The following is a 14662-nucleotide window of genomic DNA, read 5'->3' on the forward strand; positions in this document are numbered from 1 at the left end:
GCGATGTGGTGTGCAATCAGCGCGCACCGGTACTAATGCAAAGAAACAGTTGCAAAGAAATAATTGCAAAGAAACCGTTGCAAAGAGTTCTTTGCAACTCTATCCTTGAGCCATGGTCACAGTCCGCGAGCCGGATTTCCCGCTCCGCAAAGTCGATACGGCGTCGCTCAAGGCGCTGGCGCATCCCTTGCGCGTCCAAATCCTCGAGATGCTCTCCCGGTACGGTGCGCAGACCGCTTGCGGGCTCGCGGACCTGCTGGGTGAATCCAGCGGTGCCACGAGCTACCACCTGCGCCAGTTGGCGAAGTTCGACTTCGTGCGTGAGGTCGAGGGCAAAGGGACCGCGCGCGAGCGGTGGTGGGAGCGCCCGCCGATCGCCATCCAGATCACCTCGCCGGAACTGGCCACGTCCCCGGCCACCCAGGAGGCCTCGAGGCTGGTGAGCCGGGAATTCGAGCGCGGCCGGCAGGCGGTGCTTGCCGACTTCATGGAGCACGGCGTCGACGTCCTGGACACTGACTGGTTGCAGGTCTCCACCGTCAGTACCGTCAATGCCCGCATGTCAGCGGAGCAACTTGCCCGTTATTCGCATGCCATGGAAGCGCTCGGCCACAAACTGCTGGAGGAGATCCGGAGCGAACCCGTCCCCGAGGACGCCCGCCCGGTCCAGATCCATTTCAACGCGTTCCCCATCCTTGGAGTCCCGGCCTCGGCCGGCAAAGCCGCAAGCAGAAATTCACAAAGCAGAAATTCACAAAGCAGTGAAGGGAAGAAGCCATGAGTTCAGTTACCGCATCATGCGGCGTCTACCGCCAGCCATCCCTCATCGAATCGGCGGCGGCCGGGATCGGTACGAGGCTGCTGTCCTGGTCCGAAAACCGCCGCCTCATCCAGGTGGGCAATCGCACCCAGCGGGCGGCGGCAATTGCCCGCCGGGAGCGCCTTGGCGAGTTGCGTGCCGATGCCCTCGGCGCCGCCCATTCCGGCTTGGGGCCGCGTGGCTGACTTGGGCGGGGCCGGTTTAGGGAGGCTGCGGCAGTCAGGCGGGCAGCGGTCCGTGGTTGCCTTGGATGTGCTCGAAGACCAAAGTGGTCTCGGTGTGTCCGACGACGGGATCGGTGGCCAGGTTGTCCAGCACCCAGTCGCGCAGCTCATCGGTGTTCGCGACGGCGATGTGCAGCAGGTAGTCCACCGATCCAGAGGTGTGGAACGTGGAGAGGACCGCGGGTAGGGCCGGAACCCGCGAGGTGAAGCGGTCGATCTGGTCGCGGTCGTGGGCGCGCAGCCGGACGGCGATCAGGGCCTGGACTGATCGTCCGATCGCGGCCAGGCTCAGCACGGCTTCGAAGCCTTCGATGATCCCGCGTTCGGACAGCGCCCTGGTGCGCATCAATGCCGTCGACGGGGCAATGCCTACCAGTTCCGCGAGTTGCTTGTTGGAGATCCGTGCGTCGTCTACCAGGGCGGCCAGGATCCGCTCGTCGATGGCGTCCAACGGTTCGCCGGCGCCGAGGGGCCGAACATTCTTCGGGGCTGTACTCACGGATCCTCCTGGATTTGCAATGAGTTCATCATATCCGGCAAATTTGCGGCAATCCATTCATCTACCCTGTGAACTTCCGAATTATTGCCTAATACTGGCGCCATTCAATGGCGAATAATTCAAGGAGCACAGTGACCAGCATCGACACCCTCGCCGTCCACGCCGGCCGTGACGGACTCACCGAACAGGGCGTGCACGCGGTACCCATCGATCTTTCTACCACTGCGCCACTGCCTTCGGTGCATGACGGCGGACTTGCGTACGAGCAGATGGCCGGTGGCGGTGCCCACAGGGAGGGCGACAGCACGGTCTACCAACGGTTGTGGAACCCCACCGTGGCGCGCTTCGAAGAGGGAATCGCTGCACTGGAGTCCGCTCCGGAGGCCGTGGCCTTCGCCACCGGCATGGCTGCCCTGAGCGCCGTGCTGCTCGCCGCCGCCGCCGAAGGCAAGCGGCACGTTGTCGCGGTCCGCCCCTTGTACGGCGGCACAGACCATGTGCTGGCAAGCGGACTGCTCGGCACCGAGACCACCTTCGCCCGGCCGGAAGAAGTCAGCGGCGCCATCCGCCAGGACACCGCGCTGGTGGTGCTCGAGACGCCGGCGAACCCCAGCCTTGAGCTCGTGGACCTGAAGAAGCTCACTGCCGACGCCGCCGGGGTTCCCGTGCTCGTGGACAACACCTTCGCCACTCCTGTGCTCCAGCAGCCGCTCAAGCATGGCGCGGCGATGGTCCTGCACAGCGCCACGAAGTTCCTGGGCGGCCATGGAGACGCGATGGGCGGTGTGGTGGCGACGGATTCGGAATGGGCGGCGAGGCTGCGCAGGGTCCGGGCCGTGACCGGCGGAATCCTCACGCCGTGGCCGGCATATCTGTTGCACCGCGGCCTGGCAACGCTGCCTGTCCGGGTCCGGTCGCAGCAGGACCACGCTCACAAGGTGGCCTCTGCGCTCGCAGGGCATGAACTCGTCGGCAAGGTCTACTATCCCGGCCTGCCCGAATGCGATCCCCTCGGCCTGGTGGGCACCCAGATGTCGGGGCCGGGTTCGCTGCTGGCCTTCGACGTCGCTTCCGCGGAGCACGCCGAACGGATCCCCGGCGCGGTCCGGCTGATCACCCACGCCGTCTCGCTGGGCGGGATCGACACCCTGATCCAGCATCCGGCCGGGCTCACGCACCGCCCGGTGGCGCCCGAGGCGAAGCCGCATGCGCGGATGCTGCGCCTCTCGATCGGCCTCGAGGATCCTGCCGACCTTATTGCAGACCTGGCGCAGGCCATCGAGTCGACCCGCTGAGGACGTAGCCGGCACCCGGAAGGTGCGCCGCCTCAGGAAGCAGTGACGACGACGGCGCGCACCGGCTTGGCCGAAGGATGCGCGACGGCGGTGACCGCCGCCGTCGCGCACGCCAGGGCGATCACGCCCCAGGCGAGGGCGGTCCAGCCCGCGGACTGGAAGACGAGCCCGCCCAGCCAGCCCAGGACGCTGGACCCCAGGTAATAGAAGAGGTTGTACAGCGAGGCCGCCTGCGCCTTGCCGTCCGCGGGGAGGGTGCCGCTCCACCCGGCGCCGATGCTGTGGGCGGCGAAGAACCCGGCTGTAAAGAGCAGCAGGCCCGCGAGCACGGTCGGCAGGAAGTCCCACAGGGTCAGTGCCATGCCCGCGGCCATGCAGCCGATCCCCGCAAGAAGGACGTTGCGCCGGCCGAAACGCAGGGACAGGGCAGCGCCCCACCTGGAGCTCACCGTGCCCGAAAGATAGGCCAGGAAGAGCAGGCTCACCACGGAGGCCGGAAGGTCGAATGGTTCGGCGTGCAGTCTGAAGCCCAGGTAGTTGTAGACGGCCACGAAACCGCCCATCAGCACAAAGGCCTGCAGGTAGATGGCGAGGAGCCGCGGGTTGCCGAGGTGGCCCAGCAGGATCTTCGCGGCCCCCAGCATGCCTATGGCGGGTGCGGGAGCGAATCGCCGGGGCTTCGGTACGAGGAGCAGGAACAACCCGGCGGATACCGCTGCAAGCACCGACACCGCCAGGGTCCCGGCCCGCCAGCCCCAGATTTCCCCCAGGGGTCCGGCCAGGAGCCGGCCGGACAGGCCGCCCAGCGTGGTGCCGGCGACGTAGCTGCCGGCGGCCAGGGCTGCGTGGGCCTTGCCGATTTCCTCGTTCAGGTAGGCGATGGCCACGGCGGGGATGCCGCCCAGGGCGACGCCCTCCAGGGTGCGCAGGGCCAGGACGAGCGGCAGGGCCGGCGCGAACGGAACCATCAAACCAAAGGCAGTCGCCGCGCCGATCGCGATCGCCATGGCACGTACCCGTCCGATGCGGTCGGCCACGAAGGACCACGGCAGCACCGAGGCCGCGAGGCCTGCCGTGGCAAGGGAAACGCCCAGGGCGGCGTCCGCGGCCGTGATCCCCAGATCCTTCGACATCAGCGGCAGGACCGCCTGGGTGGAATAGAGCTGGGCGAAGGTCGCGACGCCGGCCATCGCCAGTCCGGCCAGGATCCGCCGGTAGCCGGGGGAGCCCTTGGGGTGTCCGTCGGCGGTTTCCGGACCCGTTTGCATCATCACACGTCCACGGTAGGCTGCCGGCGAGTGATGTATCCAATGCATGAATGAGATGATTTACATAGCAAATTCGAATTGAATGGGAGGCCATGCGGCATGGATCCGGACCACAAGCAGCTTGTGCAGCTGCTGCCTCTCCTGCCCATCCTTTCCGAGCTGGCGCGGACGGAACACATCACCGCGACGGCAGAACTCCTCGGCGTGCCGCAGTCGACGGTGAGCCGGGCGCTGGCACGGGCGGGCGCCGTCGTCGGGACCGAACTGCTGGTCCGGGACGGGCGCGGAGTGCGCCTCAGTGCCGCCGCCCGCACGCTGCTGCCCCATGTCGACGCCGCCCTCGCCGAGTTCCGTCGCGGGCTGGACCTGGTGCGCCAGGAGCAGGACGCCGTCCGGGGCCGGATCTCGGTGAGCTTCCAGCACACCTTCGGCGAGGCCACCCTGCCCGTACTGATCGGGGCTTTCCGCGAACGCCATCCGCTCACTGCGTTTGAGCTGAGCCAGGGTGCCCGGGCCGCTTGCCTCGATGAGCTCGCAGCAGGCGACGCCGACATCGCCTTGATCTCACCGGTTTCCCCGCGCGGCAGGGGGCTTGCCTCCGCCGCCCTCTACCGCGAGCCGTTGCGGCTGGTCCTGCACCACCAGCATGCGGCGGCCGGCCGGAAACGGCTCCGCCTTGAAGAGCTCAAGCAAGAGCCTTTCGTGGCGATGGGCCCGGGCTATGGACTGCGTTCCCTCACGGACGCGATCTTCCGCGACGCCGGGGTCCGTCCCCGCACCGCCTTCGAAAGCCAGGACACCCACACTGTCCGCGGGCTCGTCTCCGCAGGGCTGGGCTACAGCATCCTGCCGCCGGGCGGTCTGGGACCGGGAATCCACGGTCCGCAGGGGGCAGGGCTGGGGTGGGTGGAAGTGGCCATCGAGTCGCGGCTCGCCTACCGGGAGATCGGCATCGCCTGGCGCGAACGGGGCAGCGGTGCACGGGGCAACGAGTCCGGACCCGTCCGGCTTTTCAGGGAGATGGTCCTCGCGGAAGGGCCAGAGCTGTTGTCCGGGTTCATCAAGGGGCGGAGCTAGGAGGCCTTCACGTTAGGCTGTGCACGTGGAAAACCCCGAGATGCATTCCGGCCCTTCTTACCCTGCCGTTCCCGGCACGGTTATCGGCCTGGACATCGGCGGCACCAAGACCCGCGGCGTCCGCTTCGAGGACGGAGCAGTGGTCCAGGACGAATCCGTCGGCAGCGCCAATGTGCAGAACGTCAGCCGTGAGACCGCGGCAGCCAACCTGGCAGAACTGTTCGGCAGGATCGGCGGCGGCCGGGTGGACACGGTGCTCGCCGGAGCGGGCGGCGTCGACACCGACGACGACGCCCGTGCGCTCGCCGCCCTCATCGAACCGCACGTACCCGGTGCCGCAGTTTCGGTGGTGCACGATTCCCGCCTGCTGCTGGCGGCCGGGCGGACGAGCACCGGCGTCGCCGTCATCGCGGGAACCGGATCCGCGGCATGGGGCAAGAACTCCGCCGGCGAAGAGGCCCGCGCCGGCGGCTGGGGATACCTGCTGGGCGACGAAGGCAGCGGCTACTGGCTGGGGCGCGAAGCCGTCCGCCACAGCCTGCGCCGCATGAACAAGGGCCTCGAGCCGGATGCCCTCACCCGCGCCCTGCTGGAATCCTGCGGACTGGACGATCCCAATAAACTCATCGCCCTCTTCCACGCCCCGGATACCGACCGCCGCTATTGGGCGCAGCGGGCCGGCGTCGTGGTGCAGACCGCGGACGAGGGCCTGGAAGTGAGCCGGCAGCTCCTGGACCAGGCCGGGCGGGACCTGGCCGAGCTCGCGGCACAGGTTTTGCGGCAGCTGAGGATCCCGGGCCCGGCGATCCTGGGCAGCGGGCTGGGCATGAACGTGGCCGCGCTGCAGTCAGCCTTCCGTGCCGGACTCGCAGCCCACGGCGTGACGGACGTGCGCGTGCTGGACCAGGATCCAGTCTTCGGGGTGCCACAGATCATCGCCGAGCGCGGTTGAGTCCCGGTTCGAGCTGAGTCCCTGGTCGCGCTGAGGCCTATTCGGGCTGGCCGCCGCGGGTGCGCGGCTTGAGCCGGACGCCTGGCAGCGGCGGCGCCGGGATGCGGCCTGCCTCGGCACCGGCGTCGGGCCCGTGTCCGTCAACTACGCCGAATCGGGCCGCACGGGCATCGGGGTCGGCCAGGGCGGCCTGGGCCTCCCAGTCTTCGCGGGCTTCGACGATCTCCTCGTGGGTGCGGCCCACGAAGTTCCACCACATGAGGATGTCCTCTTCGAAGGGTTCGCCGCCGAGCACCATGAAGCGGGTGCCCGGTGCGGCCGTCACGGCCAGTGAATCCCGTCCGGAGCCAAGGTAGGCGAGGGGGCCGGGGCCGACCTCCTCGCCGTCCACGGTCAAGCGGCCGTCCAGGACCAGGATGGCGTGCTCGAACACCGGATCCAGGGGAAAACCGATCCCGCCGGAGCCGCTGACTTCCGCGCCGACGATCGGGCTGAACATCGTGGCAGGGGAGCGTTGCCCGGCGAATTCGCCCACCAGGACCTTGGCCGTGTAGCCGTCCCCGCTGACGAGCGGCAGCTCCACTACCTGTTCGAACGACGGCGCCCGGTGCCGTTCGGCGTCGGGCAGCGCCACCCACAGTTGCAGTCCGCGGGACAGCGGCACCTCAACCTCGCCGTCGCCGTTTGGCTGCGGCAGCACTGCGAACTCGGAGTGCGCGATGCCGCGGCCCGCCGTCATGATGTTCAGCTGGCCGGGGCGGACCACCACGTCGCTGGCCACGCTGTCACGGTGCCGCACTTCGCCTTCCAGCGGCCAGGTGACCGTCTGGAGTCCCATGTGGGGGTGGGGCAGCACGCTCATGGCCACGCGGTCCGGGCCGAAGCTGTCCAGGAAACACCAGGCGCCCACGGTCGGCAGTCCGCGCTGCGGAAGCGTGCGGGAGACGTTCATCGCCCGCACCCCGCCCAGCGGCACTTCCCGCTCCGGCCACAGCTGGACGCATGGTCCCTGGCCGGGGTGCCCTGCGGGGCACAGTTCCTGGGCCGGGGCCGTTTCCAAGTTGGTCACGAGGCAACTCCATGTGCTGAATTGTTAAGAAATGTACTAATCTGTTTTTCGTGAACAACGCCGTTTTGAGCTACCGCGACGCCGTCCTTTACCACTCGGGGGAACGCTACCGCATCCTTGCCGGAGCCATCCACTACTTCCGGGTACACCCCGACCACTGGCAGGACAGGCTCCGCAAACTCAAGGCCATGGGCGCCAACTCAGTGGACACCTACGTCGCGTGGAACTTCCACCAGCCGCACCGCGGGCAGGCCCCGGACTTCACCGGCTGGCGGGACCTGGGACGCTTCATTGACCTCGCCGCGGAAGAGGGCCTGGACGTCATTGTCCGGCCCGGGCCGTACATCTGCGCCGAATGGGACAACGGCGGCTTCCCCGCCTGGCTCACCGGCACGCCGGGCATCGGCCTGCGCTGCCTGGACCCCGTCTTCACGGCAGCCATCGAAGAGTGGTTCGACCAGCTCCTGCCCATCATTGCCGCCAGGCAGGCCTGCAACGGCGGCCCGGTGGTGGCCGTGCAGATCGAAAACGAATACGGCAGCTACGGCGACGATCACGACTACATCCGCTGGAACCGACGCGCCCTGGAAGAGCGCGGCATCAGCGAGCTGCTGTTCACGGCCGACGGCGGCACGGACTACTTCCTCGACGGCGGCGCCGTCGAAGGAACCTGGGCGACGGCGACCCTCGGCAGTCGTGGCGACGAGGCCGTGGCCACGTGGCAGCGCCGCCGGCCCGGCGAGCCGTTCTTCAACGTCGAGTTCTGGGGTGGCTGGTTCGATCACTGGGGCGAGGAACACCATGTACGTGATGCGGCCGAGGCGGCCGCCGAGGTCCGCAAGATCCTGGACCTGGACGGTTCGGTGTGCATCTACATGGCCCACGGCGGCAGCAACTTCGGCCTCGGCGCCGGCGCCAACCATGACGGCACCCGCATCCAGCCCACAGTCACCAGCTATGACTCGGACGCGCCCATCGCCGAAAACGGAGCCCTGACGGCGAAGTTCCACGCCCTGCGCGCAGAATTCTTCCGGGCACAGGGCATTACGGAGCTCCCTGCCCTGGCCCCTGAACTGCTGGCCGGTGCGCCGGTGCTCCCGGCCGTCACCCTGCCTCTGGGAGCGGCCCCGGAGCTGACCGGTCTGTTGCGTGGCTCCGCGACTCCGGTGCACAGCGTCAAACCCCTGTCCTTCGAAGAACTTGGCCTCGATTCGGGCCTGGTGCTGTACTCCGCGGAAGCGGTGCTGCCGGGCCTTCCGGACGCGCCTGCCGAATCGAAGCTGAAGGTTGCCGGCCTCCACGACCGCGCCCATATCTGGGTGGACGGCATCTTCGCCGGCATCCTCGACGACGTCACGGGCGCCGAGGGCCTCACGGTCACCGGCACGGGGATTCCAGCGCAGTTGGACATCCTCGTGGAGAATCTGGGCCGGATCAACTACGGCCCGCTCACCGGGCAGGGGAAGGGGATCCTCGGCGGGGTGCTGGTCAACCAGCGCTACATCTTCCACTGGAGGCAAACCCCCGTGGCGCTCGCGGAATGGGGCGAGGCTGAGCTGGACCGGCTGCCCGGGGCTGACTTCACCGCTGCGGAACCCGCCGACACCTACATTGCGCTCCCGGATTCGGGCAAGGGGTTCCTCTGGATCAACGGCTTCCTGCTCGGCCGCTACTGGGAGGCGGGGCCGCAGCGCACCCTGTACGTCCCCGCGCCGTTGATCCGCGCAGGTCGCAACACCGTCAGGGTGCTCGAGCTCGACAAGCCCGGCACCGTCGTCGAGCTCCGCGAAGCCGCCGAACTCGGCGTCCCGGACACCTCGGAGATCGAGGCGGCTCTTCTGTCCTAGCGCTGGCCTAAGCTGTCCTTCGTGAGGATGCGATTCGACACCCGACCTGCCGCCTACGCAGTCATCGTCCGCGACGGCGCCGTCCTCCTGGCGTACTGGAAGGAGAACGGCAAGGAAGGCTGGACGCTGCCCGGCGGCGGGCTCGACCTCGCCGAGCACCCGGTGGACGGCTGCCGGCGGGAAATCCTGGAGGAAACCGGCTATGACGCCGAGGTCGGGGCCATGCTCGGAACCGATGTGGGCTACTGGCCGGACGAGCCGCGGTTCGACGGAAAGGACCGCCCGTTCCAGGCCCTGCGGATGGTCTTCGACGCCCGGATCACCGGCGGCGAACTCACCCACGAGGTGGACGGCAGCACCACCCACGCCGCATGGATCTCCTTGGACGCCGTGCCGGGCTTGGTGAGGGTCTCGCTGGTGGACATCGGCCTGCGCCTGCACCGCGAACGGCCGATCAACGGGCAGCTCGGCTGAAAACAGCCGCGCGGCTCTGGCCAAGCCGCACGCCGCTGGTTAGGCTGGTCGAACCGCCGGTGCCTTGAACAGAACCTTGCACAATGACCGCCGGCCCCATGCCGAGGAGGTGGAACCAATGATTGCCGAAACTTCGCGCGCCTTTGCTGCTGCAACGCCGCGCACACAGCACATCATCATTCCTGCCCCGGCATCCGTCGTGCGCTGAACACCTTACGCCGCACCGGCGGCCGGGCCTCTCCAGAGGCTGGACATTGAAAATCACCTTCGGACCCGCAACGGGTCCCGCAACACCAAACACCACCATCCTTAACGGGCCGGCCGACTACGGCTTCACCCCCGAAACCGCGGAGTACTTCCGCTCCCACCCGCCGTCCGGCCCGAATGAAGGCCACGACGACATCCCGGGCGACGAACAAGCCGGCCGGGTGGTCCGGCTCGACCGGAACCGGGTCCTCGTCGCCGGGCCGTCAGGGCTGAACCACCTGCCGTATCCGAGCCGCGGCCCCGCGCCGGTCACCGGCGACTGGGTGTGGCTCGGCCACACCCGGGCCGGGGAACCCGCCGTTGTCGAGGTCCTGCCGCGGCGCACCTCCCTGGGCCGCAAACGGGCGCTGGCAGCGTCCATGGAAGAACAGGTCCTCGGGGCCAACATCGACGTCGTCGGCGTCGTCGTCCCGATGGACCGGCCGCTAAGCGCCAACCGCCTGGAGCGCACCCTCGTCGCGGCCTGGGATTCCGGTGCCACCCCGCTGGTGATCATCACCAAAGCGGACCTCGCCGACGTGGCGGACGACGTCATCGGGCAGGTCATGCTGCACGCGGCGGGAGTGGAAGTGGTCACCACCTCCGCCGAACAAGGCGACGGCCTCGACGAACTGATGCTGCATATTCCGACCGGAGCCACCGTGGTCCTCCTGGGGCCTTCCGGGGCCGGGAAGTCCAGCCTCATCAACGCGCTGGCCGGCCGCGATGTCCAGGAAACCGGGCCGGTCCGCGCCGGCGACGGAAAGGGGAGGCACACCACCACCTCACGTGAGCTGGTGCCCCTGCCCGGCGGAGCGGTCCTGATGGACACCCCGGGCGTGCGCGGCTTCGGCCTCTTTGATGCGGAAAACGGCCTGCAGGACATGTTCGCGGACCTGGAGGAGCTCTTCGGCCAATGCCGATTCGCCGACTGCGCCCACGACCGTGAACCGGGCTGCGCAGTGCAGGCGGCGCTCGCGGACGGCCGGGTGGAACTGCGCCGCTGGGAGAGCTACCGCAAGCTCCAGAACGAGCTGGCCGCCCTCGCCCGGAAGCAGGACGCCGCCGCCCGGCGCGCCTACCAGCGCGAATGGCATCAGAACATCGTCCGTGCCGGGCTGAGCCAGCGCGCGGCTCAACGGTACCGGCACGAGGGAGGTGAGCTTCGGGGCAAAGGACGGAACCGGAAGACCGGCTGATTCTTGCCGATACCTTACGGCCGCCGCGCCGCGGCTGACATCGTCAGAGGGGGTGACTAGGCTGAATCCACCATCGTCTTGAATGCTCCGCCGACCGCTCCACATCCGCCGACAGCGAGGTAAGCCCGGAAATGGCTGAAGCCATGATTGAGTTCCAGAGCGTCACCAAGCAGTATCAGGGCGGCCAGCCTGCCGTGGACAACTTGAGCATGTCCATCGAGCAAGGCGCCATCACGGTATTCGTGGGACCTTCGGGCTGCGGCAAAACCACGTCCTTGCGCATGATCAACCGGATGGTGGAACCCACCTCGGGAACCATCACCGTGGCTGGCAAGGACATATCGGCTGAACCGGCGGCCAAGCTGCGCCGCTCCATGGGGTATGTCATGCAGTCCTCCGGCCTCATGCCGCACCGCACGGTACTGGACAACATCGCCACCGTGCCGCGGTTGAACGGTGTCCCCAAAGCGGCGGCCCGCCGGCGCGCGGCGGAATTGCTCGACGTCGTCGGGCTGGCCTCGGCGCTCGGCCGGCGGTACCCGTCCCAGTTGTCCGGCGGGCAGCAGCAGCGGGTGGGGGTTGCCCGGGCGCTCGCCGCAGATCCTCCGGTACTGCTGATGGACGAGCCGTTCAGCGCCGTCGACCCCGTGGTCCGCGACGAACTGCAGCAGGAACTGCTCCGGCTGCAGCGCGAGCTTGCCAAGACCATCGTCTTCGTCACCCACGACATCGACGAAGCCACGGTCCTCGGGGACAAGGTGGCGGTCTTCTCCGTCGGCGGCAGGCTTGCCCAGTACGCCGCTCCGGAGGAAATTCTGCGCGCCCCGGCCAGTGATTTCGTGGCCTCCTTCGTGGGCCGTGACCGAGGGTTCCGGCGGCTGTCTTTCAACGACGCCGAATCCGTCCGGCTGCATCCGGCCAAGACCGTGGGCGCCTCCGATGCCGCCGGCGGCAACAGCGAATGGGCCTTGGTGCTCGACGACGACTCCCGCCCTTTGGGCTGGGCCTCGCCGCGCGACGGCGCCGGGCTGGTTCCCGGCGGTTCGCTGTTCCGCCCCGGGGACAGCCTGCGCCGCGCCCTCGACGCCGCTCTGTCCTCGCCGTCGGGCCTGGGCGTGGCGGTGGACAGTCACGGACGGCTCGCGGGCGTCCTCAAAGCGGAGGAAATCCTGGCGCTGATCGAGGAAGGCCGCCGGCGGCGGGAGGAACCTGCCTGATGGAATGGTTCCTGGAGAACAGCGGCACGGTGTTCGGACTGGCCGGCCAGCACTTCGTGCTCGCGGTGGTTCCGATGGTACTTGGCTTGCTCATTTCCGTGCCCTTGGCCCAGCTGGCCCGGGGGAGGCGGGCGTTGCGCACGGCCGTGACCACGGCCAGTTCCCTGCTGTACACTATTCCGTCCCTGGCCCTGTTCATCATCCTGCCGCCGATTCTTGGCACCCGGATCCTGGACCCGGTCAACGTGGTCGTTGCGCTCACCATCTACGCCGTGGCGCTGCTGGTCCGCGCCGCCATGGACGCGTTCGACTCCGTGGACGAGGAACTGCGCCTGGCCGCAACGGCCATGGGCTTCACCCCGTCCGCACGTTTCCTGCGGATCGACATTCCGCTCTCCCTCCCCGTGCTGTTTGCCGGGCTCCGCGTGGTTTCGGTCAGCAACATCTCCCTCGTGAGCGTGGCCGCGCTGCTGGGGGTGGGAAACCTCGGCGTGCTCTTCACCGACGGACTGCAACGCACCTTCATCACCGAAGTGGTGGTGGGCATCCTCGGCATCCTCGTGCTGGCGCTCCTCATGGACGCCCTGCTGGTCCTGCTGGAACGGGTCTTGACCCCGTGGACCCGGGCCGCCGCCAAGCCTGCGGCGGGAGCCGCGTTCACCGCTGAAACCCGGATCCACGAGGGGGCCGGCTGATGAACATCTTTGCCGACACCTTCGCCTGGCTCGCGTCCCCGGCCAACTGGAGCGGCAGCGGGGGAATTGCCGTCCGCCTCCTCGAACACCTGCAATATTCGGCCCTGGTCCTTGTCATCGCCGCCGCCATCGCCATGCCCCTGGGGCTGTTCATCGGCCACACCGGCCGGGGCCGGGTTGCCGCGGTCGCCGTCGCCGGTGCCCTGCGGGCGCTTCCCACGCTGGGCCTGCTGGTCCTCTTCGCCCTGCTGGCCGGCAGCGGGCTCATGCCACCGGTATGGGCGTTGGTGATCCTGACCGTTCCTCCGCTGCTGGCAGGCAGCTACGCCGGCATCTCCAGCGTGGATCCCGCCATTGTGGACGGTGCCCGTGCCATGGGGATGACGGAGCTCCAGATCCTGTTCCGGGTGGAGCTGCCCAACGGCCTGCCGGTCCTGGCCGGCGGAATCCGGACGGCCGTGCTGCAGGTCATTGCCACCGTGTCGGTGGTCGCGTACCTTCCGCTTGGCGGACTGGGCCGCTATCTTTTTGATGGGCTTGTCCTCCAGGACTTTCCCCGGATGCTCGGCGGGTCCCTGCTTATCGCGGCGCTGGCAATCGCCGTCGACCTCTTACTGGCCGCCGTGCAGAGGATGATCCTCTCCCCGGGCCTGTCCACCGATTCCAGCGGCGGCCGCAGGCCGGCCGGAGACCTCGCAGCGGCGGCACCGGCCGGCGCCGACCTTCAAGGAGGAACCCCATGAAGAACAGCAGCACCTTCGCATCGCGGCCCCGCACGCTCACCCGCCGGGGGCTCGGCGGCCTGGCCGCAGGCGTCGGGCTCGCGCTTGCACTGAGTGCCTGCGGCGGCAGCCCGCTGTCCACCCCAAGCACCAGCGCGGCCTCGGGCGGCGGCGGGCCGCTGGTGGTCGGCTCGGCGGACTTCCCCGAAAGCCAGATCATCGCCGAAATCTATGCCGGAGCGCTCAACGCGGCCGGAGTCAAGGCCAGCACCAAACCGAACATTGGTTCCCGGGAGATCTACTTCAAGGCCGTGCAGGACGGCTCGATCGACCTCGCCCCGGACTACTCCGGAAACCTGCTGTCCTACCTGGACGCCAACGCTCCCGAGGTCTCCGCGGACGATGTCTACAAGGCGCTCCCGGGCAAGCTTCCCAAGGGCCTGGGTGTGCTCGATGCCTCCAAGGCCGAGGACAAGGACGCCATGGTCGTTACCAAGGCCACGGCCGAGAAGTATCAGCTGAAATCCATTACTGACCTGGCCAAGGTGTGCAAGGACCTCACGATGGCTGCGCCGGCAACCTTCGAAACCCGTGCCTATGGCTTCCCGGGGCTGAAGGCCAACTACGATTGCGTGCTCAAGGGACTGAAGCCTTTCAGCGACGGCGGCGGCAACCTGACCCTGCAGGCGCTACTGACCGATGAGGTCCAGGTGGCGGACATCTACACCACCACGCCGTCCATCCAGGACAACGACCTCGTGGTGCTCGAGGACCCGAAAAACAACTTCAAGGCCCAGCAGGTGCTCCCCCTCTACAACAGTGCCAAGATGACGGACAAGGCCAAGGACGCGCTCAACGCCGTGTCCAAGGTCCTCACCACCGAGGACCTCATCAACCTCAACCGGGCGGTCAGCGGTGACCAGAAGCAGAACCCGAAGGATGCCGCAGCAGCCTGGCTGAAAGAAAAGGGGCTCGCCAAGTAAGTCCCCACCGCCTCCCTCAGCCTCGCTCCGCTCGGCCAGGGGCCCTCGGCGGCGGTGGCCCCTGCCGAGGGGTGC

General features: G+C 68.2%; 15 protein-coding genes. 12 read left to right on the forward strand and 3 right to left on the reverse strand.

Features of this window, described 5'->3' with window-relative positions; all coding sequences use genetic code 11:
- Nucleotides 1-112: 112 nt before the first annotated feature.
- Together ACNQPB_RS17310 and ACNQPB_RS17315 are read left to right on the forward strand one after the other, a co-directional pair.
- Nucleotides 113-781, forward strand: coding sequence for an ArsR family transcriptional regulator (locus ACNQPB_RS17310; RefSeq protein ID WP_498753658.1), 669 nt, complete (start codon nt 113-115; stop codon nt 779-781).
- Nucleotides 778-1005, forward strand: a complete 228-nt coding sequence (locus ACNQPB_RS17315) for a 2-nitropropane dioxygenase (RefSeq protein WP_498753659.1) — start codon at nt 778-780, stop codon at nt 1003-1005. The genes ACNQPB_RS17310 and ACNQPB_RS17315 overlap by 4 nt, the downstream gene beginning before the upstream one ends.
- A 34-nt stretch (nt 1006-1039) precedes the next feature.
- On the opposite strand, the gene ACNQPB_RS17320 is transcribed toward ACNQPB_RS17315, so the two are convergent.
- On the reverse strand, nt 1040-1543 hold the full coding sequence (locus ACNQPB_RS17320) for an Lrp/AsnC family transcriptional regulator (RefSeq protein WP_498753660.1): 504 nt from the start codon (nt 1541-1543) through the stop codon (nt 1040-1042).
- Between the two features lie 131 nt (nt 1544-1674).
- Between ACNQPB_RS17320 and ACNQPB_RS17325 the strand changes: the two genes are divergently transcribed.
- Nucleotides 1675-2838, forward strand: coding sequence for a trans-sulfuration enzyme family protein (locus ACNQPB_RS17325; protein ID WP_498753661.1), 1164 nt, complete (start codon nt 1675-1677; stop codon nt 2836-2838).
- Nucleotides 2839-2870: 32 nt separating this feature from the next.
- Here ACNQPB_RS17325 and ACNQPB_RS17330 read toward each other — a convergent pair whose 3' ends face one another.
- On the reverse strand, nt 2871-4109 hold the full coding sequence (locus tag ACNQPB_RS17330) for an MFS transporter (RefSeq protein WP_498753703.1): 1239 nt from the start codon (nt 4107-4109) through the stop codon (nt 2871-2873).
- Nucleotides 4110-4205: 96 nt separating this feature from the next.
- Between ACNQPB_RS17330 and ACNQPB_RS17335 the strand changes: the two genes are divergently transcribed.
- Nucleotides 4206-5183, forward strand: a complete 978-nt coding sequence (locus ACNQPB_RS17335) for a LysR substrate-binding domain-containing protein (RefSeq protein ID WP_498753662.1) — start codon at nt 4206-4208, stop codon at nt 5181-5183.
- 40 nt (nt 5184-5223) lie between these two features.
- Entirely contained in the window at nt 5224-6135 is a 912-nt protein-coding gene (locus ACNQPB_RS17340; RefSeq protein WP_498753704.1) for an N-acetylglucosamine kinase, read from the forward strand.
- Nucleotides 6136-6172: 37 nt separating this feature from the next.
- On the opposite strand, the gene ACNQPB_RS17345 is transcribed toward ACNQPB_RS17340, so the two are convergent.
- Nucleotides 6173-7204, reverse strand: a complete 1032-nt coding sequence (locus tag ACNQPB_RS17345; RefSeq protein ID WP_498753663.1) for a pirin family protein — start codon at nt 7202-7204, stop codon at nt 6173-6175.
- Between the two features lie 50 nt (nt 7205-7254).
- Between ACNQPB_RS17345 and ACNQPB_RS17350 the strand changes: the two genes are divergently transcribed.
- The 7 genes from ACNQPB_RS17350 (at nt 7255) to ACNQPB_RS17380 (ending at nt 14587) form a co-directional block, all read left to right on the forward strand.
- On the forward strand, nt 7255-9051 hold the full coding sequence (locus ACNQPB_RS17350; RefSeq protein WP_498753664.1) for a glycoside hydrolase family 35 protein: 1797 nt from the start codon (nt 7255-7257) through the stop codon (nt 9049-9051).
- A 21-nt stretch (nt 9052-9072) separates the two neighbouring features.
- Nucleotides 9073-9525 (forward strand): NUDIX hydrolase, encoded by a 453-nt coding sequence (locus ACNQPB_RS17355; protein WP_498753665.1) that lies wholly within the window; start codon nt 9073-9075, stop codon nt 9523-9525.
- A 254-nt stretch (nt 9526-9779) separates the two neighbouring features.
- A complete protein-coding gene (rsgA, locus tag ACNQPB_RS17360) occupies nt 9780-10970 on the forward strand; it encodes a ribosome small subunit-dependent GTPase A (protein WP_498753666.1) in 1191 nt (396 codons plus the stop codon).
- 131 nt (nt 10971-11101) lie between these two features.
- On the forward strand, nt 11102-12187 hold the full coding sequence (locus ACNQPB_RS17365) for an ABC transporter ATP-binding protein (RefSeq protein WP_498753667.1): 1086 nt from the start codon (nt 11102-11104) through the stop codon (nt 12185-12187).
- On the forward strand, nt 12187-12882 hold the full coding sequence (locus tag ACNQPB_RS17370; RefSeq protein WP_498753668.1) for an ABC transporter permease: 696 nt from the start codon (nt 12187-12189) through the stop codon (nt 12880-12882). Before ACNQPB_RS17365 ends, ACNQPB_RS17370 begins: the two co-directional genes overlap by 1 nt.
- On the forward strand, nt 12882-13625 hold the full coding sequence (locus ACNQPB_RS17375; RefSeq protein ID WP_498753669.1) for an ABC transporter permease: 744 nt from the start codon (nt 12882-12884) through the stop codon (nt 13623-13625). Before ACNQPB_RS17370 ends, ACNQPB_RS17375 begins: the two co-directional genes overlap by 1 nt.
- A complete protein-coding gene (locus ACNQPB_RS17380) occupies nt 13622-14587 on the forward strand; it encodes an ABC transporter substrate-binding protein (protein WP_498753670.1) in 966 nt (321 codons plus the stop codon). Before ACNQPB_RS17375 ends, ACNQPB_RS17380 begins: the two co-directional genes overlap by 4 nt.
- Nucleotides 14588-14662: the final 75 nt, after the last annotated feature.

This window comes from Curtobacterium sp. LFS079 (assembly GCF_047977865.1).
Classification (GTDB): Bacteria; Actinomycetota; Actinomycetes; order Actinomycetales; family Micrococcaceae; genus Arthrobacter.